Annotated in this window: 7 protein-coding genes; 1 reads left to right on the plus strand and 6 read right to left on the minus strand. The window is 69.2% G+C overall.

Translation table 11 applies throughout. The features are described from left to right. Positions 1-47 precede the first annotated feature (47 nt). A complete protein-coding gene (locus DBR36_RS15425) occupies positions 48-2096 on the plus strand; it encodes a M3 family metallopeptidase (protein ID WP_108320606.1) in 2049 nt (682 codons plus the stop codon). A 44-nt stretch (positions 2097-2140) separates the two neighbouring features. On the opposite strand, the gene DBR36_RS15430 is transcribed toward DBR36_RS15425, so the two are convergent. The 6 genes from DBR36_RS15430 to DBR36_RS15455 form a co-directional block, all read right to left on the minus strand. Continuing rightward, positions 2141-2650, minus strand: coding sequence for a GNAT family N-acetyltransferase (locus DBR36_RS15430; protein WP_108320607.1), 510 nt, complete (start codon positions 2648-2650; stop codon positions 2141-2143). A 51-nt stretch (positions 2651-2701) separates the two neighbouring features. Then, positions 2702-3970 (minus strand): ATP-dependent Clp protease ATP-binding subunit ClpX, encoded by a 1269-nt coding sequence (gene clpX, locus DBR36_RS15435; RefSeq protein ID WP_108320608.1) that lies wholly within the window; start codon positions 3968-3970, stop codon positions 2702-2704. Positions 3971-4369: 399 nt separating this feature from the next. Next, positions 4370-5032, minus strand: a complete 663-nt coding sequence (locus tag DBR36_RS15440) for an ATP-dependent Clp protease proteolytic subunit (RefSeq protein ID WP_108320609.1) — start codon at positions 5030-5032, stop codon at positions 4370-4372. 23 nt (positions 5033-5055) lie between these two features. Then, entirely contained in the window at positions 5056-5640 is a 585-nt protein-coding gene (locus DBR36_RS15445) for an ATP-dependent Clp protease proteolytic subunit (RefSeq protein ID WP_058231493.1), read from the minus strand. A gap of 78 nt (positions 5641-5718) precedes the next feature. After that, complete coding sequence (locus tag DBR36_RS15450; RefSeq protein WP_308810969.1) at positions 5719-6216, minus strand: tetratricopeptide repeat protein; 498 nt, start codon at positions 6214-6216, stop codon at positions 5719-5721. A gap of 211 nt (positions 6217-6427) precedes the next feature. Further along, positions 6428-7387 (minus strand): trigger factor (locus tag DBR36_RS15455; RefSeq protein WP_375136089.1); only part of this gene is annotated, 960 nt, incomplete at its 5' end.

Genomic DNA, 7387 nt, shown 5'->3' on the forward strand with positions numbered 1-7387 from the left:
CCGTTCCTCTCCGTGACCGCGCACGGTCCGCCGCCTAGGCTGGACCGATGACGGATGCCCCCAATCCCCTGCTGTCCTCCCCCGCGCTCCCCTACGATCTGCCGCCCTACGGCAGCATCCGGTCCGAGCACTACCTCCCCGCCTTCCGCGAAGCGTTCGCCGCTCAGCGGGCCGAGGTCGACGCGATCACCAGCCAGACCGAGCCGGCGACGTTCGAGAACACGCTCGTCGCCCTCGAGCGCAGCGGAGAGCTGCTCGGTCGTGTCTCGCGCACGTTCTACACCGTGACGGGCGCCGACGGCACGCCCGAGATCCAGGCCGTCGAAGAGCAGCTCGCGCCCCTCATGTCCGCCCACCGCGACGCGATCCAGCTCGATGCCGCTCTGTTCGCCCGCATCGCCGCGGTGCACGAGCAGCTGGACGATCTGAACCTGGATGCCGAGAGCCGCTACCTGGTGGAACGTCACCACCGCGAGATGGCGCTGGCCGGCGCCGGTCTGGATGCCGCGCAGAAGCAGCGTCTGACCGACCTCAACCAGCGCTTGTCCGTGTTGACGACCACCTTCGAGAAGAACCTGCTCGCCGACACGAACGACCTCGCCGTCGTGTTCGACGATGCCACAGAGCTCGACGGGCTCGGCGACGGCGAGCTCTCGGCCGCCGCGCAGGCCGCGACGAGCCGCGGACTCGACGGTCGGTACGTCGTCACCCTCACGCTCTACACCGGGCACCCGTACCTGTCGTCTCTGACGAACCGCGAGAGCCGCCGACGGCTGCTCGAGGCGTCGCGCTCGCGCGCGGCGCGTGACAACGCACACGACAACCGCCCGGTGCTGCGCGAGATCGTGCGCCTGCGAGCCGAACGCGCAGCCCTGCTCGGCTACTCCTCGCACGCCGCGGCCGCGCTCGCCGATCAGACCGCCGGCTCCCCCGACGCCGTCGAGTCGCTGCTGCGGCGTCTGGCGGCTCCGGCCGCCGCGAACGCCCTCGACGAACAGGCCGCCCTGCAGCGGATCGCGGACGCCGACGGCATCCGGATCGAGGCCCACGACTGGGCGTTCTACACCGAGAAGGTGCGCGCCGAGAAGTACGACCTCGACCGTGCCGCGCTGCGCCCGTGGTTCGAGGCGGAGCGGGTGCTGCGCGACGGCGTGTTCTTCGCGGCCGAGCAGCTGTACGGCATCCGTGTCACCGAAAGGCACGACCTGCAGGGCTACCACCCCGAGGTCCGCGTGTTCGAGGTGCACAACGCCGACGGCAGTGAGCTCGGGCTGTTCCTGCTCGACCTGTACACGCGCGACACCAAACGCGGCGGCGCGTGGATGAACTCGATCGTCACGCAGTCGGCGCTGCGCGGGACCGCCCCGGTCGTGGTGAACAACCTGAACGTGAACAAGCCCGCCCCCGGCACCCCGACGCTGTTGACGCTCGACGAGGTCACGACCCTGTTCCACGAGTTCGGTCATGCCCTGCACGGCCTCTTCGCGACCGTCACCTACCCGCACTTCGCGGGCACCGCGGTGTACCGGGACTTCGTCGAGTTCCCCAGCCAGGTGAACGAGATGTGGATCCTCTGGCCCGAGATCCTCTCGAACTACGCGCGGCACATCGACACCGATGAACCGCTGCCGGCCGACGTGGTCGAACGCCTGCACGACTCCGAGGCGTTCAACCAGGGCTTCGCCACGAGCGAGTACCTGGCGGCATCCTGGATCGACCAGGCGTGGCACACCCTCTCACTCGACGAGGCGTCGGCCGACATCGACGTCGCGACCTTCCAGGCGGCGGCCCTCGCGGACATCGGGCTCGACAACCCCGTCGTTCCGACGCGATACGCCTCGACGTACTTCGCGCACGTGTTCTCGGGCGGGTACAGCGCGGGCTACTACTCGTACATCTGGAGCGAGGTGCTCGACGCCGACACCGTGGAGTGGTTCGGCGAGAACGGCGGACTCACGCGCGAGAACGGCGACCGATTCCGCCATCGTCTGCTGGGCGTCGGCGGTTCGGGCGACCCCCTCGCGGCCTACCGGGATTTCCGCGGACGGGATGCCGAGATCCAGCCCCTGCTGGAGCGCCGAGGTCTCGCAGGCTGACGCGATTCCGGGCCCGGGTGCGTCGTGCGCACGGGCCCGGGGCGTCACAGCGTGTATTTGAAGCCGATGTGGGAGTCGGCGAAGCCCAGTCGCGTGTAGAACCGGTGGGCATCGACGCGCGCGGCGTCGGAGGTGAGCTGCACGAGGGTCGCGCCGGTCGCCGGCGCCGCGACGTGCATCACCCAGCGCATCACCGCGCTGCCGATCCCGCCGGAACGCGCGCTCGACGCCACCCGCACCGCCTCGACGAGCATGCGCGTGGCGCCCCGACGCGCCATACCGGGGATGACCGTGAGCTGGAGGGTCCCCACCACCGTGCCGTCGGCCGCTTCCACGGCGAGGAGGTCGTTCAGCGGCGCCTCGAGCACGCTGCGCAGAGCGCCGCCGTAGGCCTCGGCGTCTGCATCATCGCCGCGGTCGCCGCGTGCCGCGCTGATCGCATCGTCCGAGAGCAAGGACATGAGCGCGGAGAGGTCGGTCACGGTCGCACGGCGGACGACGACCTCTCCGCCGCGGCTGGACAGGACGACGGGAAGCTGCAGATCGGGGAGCATCCCCTCATCCTGCCGCGGCCGCGCGCCGGGCGCGACGCCCCGAACCGGTCTCTAGGCGCTGCGACGCTTCTGCGCCAGAACGATCGTCGGCTGCGCGCGGTCCTCGACGGCGGCACGGGTGATGACGACCTTGGCGATGTCGTCGGCCGACGGCACGTCGAACATGATCGGACCGAGTACGTCCTCGAGGATCGCGCGGAGTCCGCGGGCCCCGGTCTTGCGGGCCACGGCGAGGTCGGCGATCGCACGCAGGGCGTCCTCGTCGAACTCCAGCTGCACGCCGTCGAGCTCGAACATGCGCTGGTACTGCTTGACCAGGGCGTTGCGGGGCGCCGTGAGGATCTCCATCAGCGCGTCCTGGTCGAGCGGAGACACGGATGCCACGACGGGCAGACGCCCGATGAACTCGGGGATCAGGCCGAACTTGTGCAGGTCCTCGGGCAGCGCCTCGCTGAAGAGGTCGGGGGCGTCCTCTTTGCGGTGCAGCGGTGCTCCGAAGCCGACGCCGTGCTTACCGACGCGGGCCGAGATGATCTCTTCGAGGCCCGCGAAGGCCCCGGCGACGATGAACAGGACGTTCGTCGTGTCGATCTGGATGAACTCCTGGTGCGGGTGCTTGCGGCCGCCCTGCGGCGGAACCGAGGCGACCGTGCCCTCGAGGATCTTCAGCAGGGCCTGCTGCACGCCCTCGCCCGATACGTCGCGCGTGATCGAGGGGTTCTCGGCCTTGCGGGCGATCTTGTCGACCTCGTCGATGTAGATGATGCCGGTCTCGGCGCGCTTGACGTCGAAGTCAGCCGCCTGCAGGAGCTTGAGCAGGATGTTCTCGACGTCTTCGCCGACGTAGCCGGCCTCGGTGAGGGCCGTGGCATCCGCCACCGCGAACGGCACGTTCAGGCGCTTGGCGAGGGTCTGCGCGAGGTAGGTCTTGCCGCAGCCGGTCGGGCCGAGCAGCAGGATGTTGCTCTTGGCGATGTCGATCTCTTCGGCGCGGGCCTCGGCGGGCTGCAGGGTGCCGTGCGACCGGACGCGCTTGTAATGGTTGTAGACGGCGACGGCCAGCGCGCGCTTGGCGGGCTCCTGACCGACGACGTACTCCTCGAGGAACGAGAAGATCTCGCGGGGCTTGGGCAGGTCGAACTCGGCGACCTCGCCGGCGGACGACTCGGCCATGCGCTCTTCGATGATCTCGTTGCACAGCTCGACGCATTCGTCGCAGATGTACACGCCGGGACCGGCGATCAACTGCTGCACCTGCTTCTGGCTCTTGCCGCAGAAGGAGCACTTGAACAGGTCGGCGCTCTCACCGATGCGTGCCATGGCCGGATCCTCCCGTCACCCGGCCCCCGCCGGTGTGTTACCCGAGCCTAACCCGAGCCCGGGCGAACCGAGGGCATTTGCGCTCTCGGCGGTGTCGTGATCGCCCCCCGCGTCATTCCCTGGAGCACGGCGGGCGGCGTGATGTCGGTTTCCGGGCGGTCTCGACCGCGGCCGGCGCCACGAAACGGCATTCCCCTGACATCTCGGTTGCAGGATGTCGCCGACTTGTCAGCCGGGTGCAGTCTCGAGGCACTACCCGGCGCGGGTCGGGTTCCGGCGCGAGACCCCGCGGAGCCGAACACACGCGAGCGCGCCGAACACACGCGAGCGCGTGGGGCGCCGCGCGCGACGACGCCCCGCAGACCGGAACGGGTCTGCGGGGCGTCGAGGAGCAGCGGGTCAGGCGGTGAGAGCCGCAGGCTGACGCTTGCGGGTCGTGAGCACCTGGTCGACGATGCCGTACTCCATGGCCTCGTGCGCCGAGAGGATCTTGTCGCGGTCGATGTCCTTGTTGACCTTGGCGACGTCCTGGCCTGTGTGGCGGGCCATCGTCTCTTCGAGCCAGGTGCGCATGCGCAGGATCTCTTGCGCCTGGATCTCGATGTCCGACGCCTGACCGTGACCGGCCTCGCCCATGGCGGGCTGGTGGATCAGGATGCGGGCGTTGGGCAGGGCGAGACGCTTGCCGGGGGCGCCTGCGGCGAGCAGGACGGATGCCGCGGACGCGGCCTGTCCGAGCACGACCGTCTGGATCTGCGGCGAGACGTACTGCATCGTGTCGTAGATCGCCGTCATGGCGGTGAACGAGCCACCCGGCGAGTTGATGTACATGATGATGTCGCGGTCGGGGTCCTGCGACTCGAGCACGAGCAGCTGGGCCATGACGTCGTCGGCCGACGCGTCGTCGACCTGCACGCCGAGGAAGATCACGCGATCTTCGAACAGCTTGTTGTACGGGTCCTGGCGCTTGTAGCCGTAGGCCGTGCGCTCCTCGAACTGAGGAAGGACGTAGCGGCTGCTGGGCATGTGCGCTGCGGCGCCGCCGAAGGTGGGGATGTTCATGATGGTGTCCTTTTCCTCTCGCCTCAGGCCGCGGTTCCGCCGCCGCCGGTGACGTCGGTGGCGTGCTCGCGCATGTGATCGACGAAGCCGTACTCGAGCGCCTCTTGCGCGGTGAACCAGCGGTCGCGGTCGCCGTCGGCGTTGATCTGCTCGACGCTCTTGCCGGTCTGGTTCGCCGTGATCTCGGCGAGGCGGCGCTTCATGTCGAGGATGAGCTGCGCCTGCGTCTGGATGTCGCTCGACGTTCCGCCGAAGCCGCCGTGCGGCTGGTGCAGCAGCACGCGCGCGTTGGGCGTGATGTACCGCTTGCCCTTGGTGCCGCTGGTCAGCAGCAGCTGACCCATCGACGCCGCCATGCCGATGCCGACCGTGACGATGTCGTTCGGCACGAACTGCATCGTGTCGTAGATCGCCATGCCGGCCGTGATCGAGCCGCCGGGCGAGTTGATGTAGAGGTAGATGTCCTTCTGCGGGTCCTCTGCCGCGAGCAGCAGGATCTTGGCGCAGATCTCGTTGGCGTTCTCGTCACGCACCTCCGAACCGAGCCAGATGATGCGGTCCTTCAGCAGCCTGTCGAAGACGCTCGTTGCCATAAGGGGTTCGGGCATGTGTGCTCCTCTTCCGGTGATCTGCAACGAATCTACCGGCGGGCTCCGACACCGGATGCCGTGTTCGCCGCGGGCGGATCAGTCGAGGTGATCGGCGATTTCTCGCGCGTATCCGGTCACAGAACGGGTATAGCGGGGCAGGTGCGGCGCCAGCGCCTGCAGAGCGACGGATGCCGCCCGCTCGGCTTCCCCGTTCGACACCAGAGCCAGGGCGTAGAAGGCGGCGGCCGCGTCGTGCAGCGGCCCGCGCGGCTCGCGCTCGTACTCGGCCCGGAGCATCCCCAGCGCCTCGTCCGTCTTGCCGAGGTTGCGGATCGTGCTGGCGAGCTGGATCGTCGCCCGCGTGCGCCGCTCGTCGTCGAGCCCGATCGCGAGGGCACGGCGGTACAGCACCTCGGCCTCGTCCTCGACCCCGGCGGAGTCGCGCGCCCCGGCGCGCTCGAAGAGGGCGACCGGGTCGTCGTCCGGCAGCTCGGCGGCGAGGGCGTCGATGCGGGCGATCACGTCGTCGGGGGCGAGCGTGTCGTCGGCCCAGACGGCATCCACCCTGTCCTGCCAGTCGTCCAGGTGTCGCATCACTCTCTGCTTTCTTCGGGTCGAGCGTCCGAGACGCGCCGCGCGATCCCGCGCGGTCTTCCGCACACCCGACGGGGTCGGTGCCTCACCCGTCGAGTGTCCAAGACACGCCGCACGAGAAGGTCGTCGGGCGGCGTGCCCTGGACACTCAACGGCATGTGGGGATGAGAAAGGGGGTGGATGCCGTGGCATCCACCCCCTTCGTCAGGACTTACTCGGCGGCGTCGGCCTTCTTCTTGGCCGGGGCGCGCTTCTTGGCGGGCGCCTTCACGGGGGCCTCATCGGCGGGAGCCTCGTCGGCGGCGGGCGCCTCGGCGTCGGCCTTCTTCTTGGCGGGGGCGCGCTTCTTGGCGGGCGCCTTGGCGGGGGCCTCGTCGGCGGCGGGAGCCTCGTCGGCCTCGACCGTCTCGTCGTCGCCTTCGACGGGCTCTTCGCCCTCGACGGCGACGAAACCGGTCAGGTCGACGGTCTTGCCGGCGGTGTCGACGACCTTGACCTTGCCGAGCGCGATCGCGAGGGCCTTGTTGCGGGCGACCTCACCGACGAGCGCGGGCAGCTGGTTGCCCTGCTGCAGCGCGTTGACGAAGTCCTGCGGCGCCATGTTGTACTGCGCGGCCGACTGGATGAGGTACTGCGTCAGCTCGTCCTGCGAGACCTGGACGTTGGCCTCTTCGGCGATCTTGTCGAGGACCATCTGCGTACGGAACTGCTTCTCGCTCGCTTCGGTGACCTCGGCGCGGTGCTCGTCGTCTTCGAGGCGGTTCTCGCCCTCGAGGTGCTGGTGCACCTCGTCCTCGATGAGCTGCGGCGGGACAGGGATCTCGACGGCCTCGAGCAGCGCCTCGATGAACTTGTCGCGCGCAGCGGAACCCTGCGTGAACACGGCCTGCTGCGACACGCGCTCGCTGAGCGACTCGCGCAGCTCGGCGATGGTGTCGAACTCGGACGCCATCTGCGCGAAGTCGTCGTCGGCGTCGGGAAGCTCGCGCTCCTTGACGGCCTTGATCGTGACGGCCACCTCGGCCTCTTCGCCCGCGTGCTCGCCACCGACGAGCTTGGAGCGGAACGTGGTCTCTTCGTCGGCGGTGAGCGACTCGATGGCCTCGTCGATGCCCTCGAGCAGCTCGCCGGAACCGATCTCGTACGACACGCCCTCGGCGCGGTCGATCTC

It is taken from the genome of Microbacterium sp. HMWF026 (assembly GCF_003061325.1).
In the GTDB taxonomy this organism is placed as follows: domain Bacteria; phylum Actinomycetota; class Actinomycetes; order Actinomycetales; family Microbacteriaceae; genus Microbacterium; species Microbacterium testaceum_E.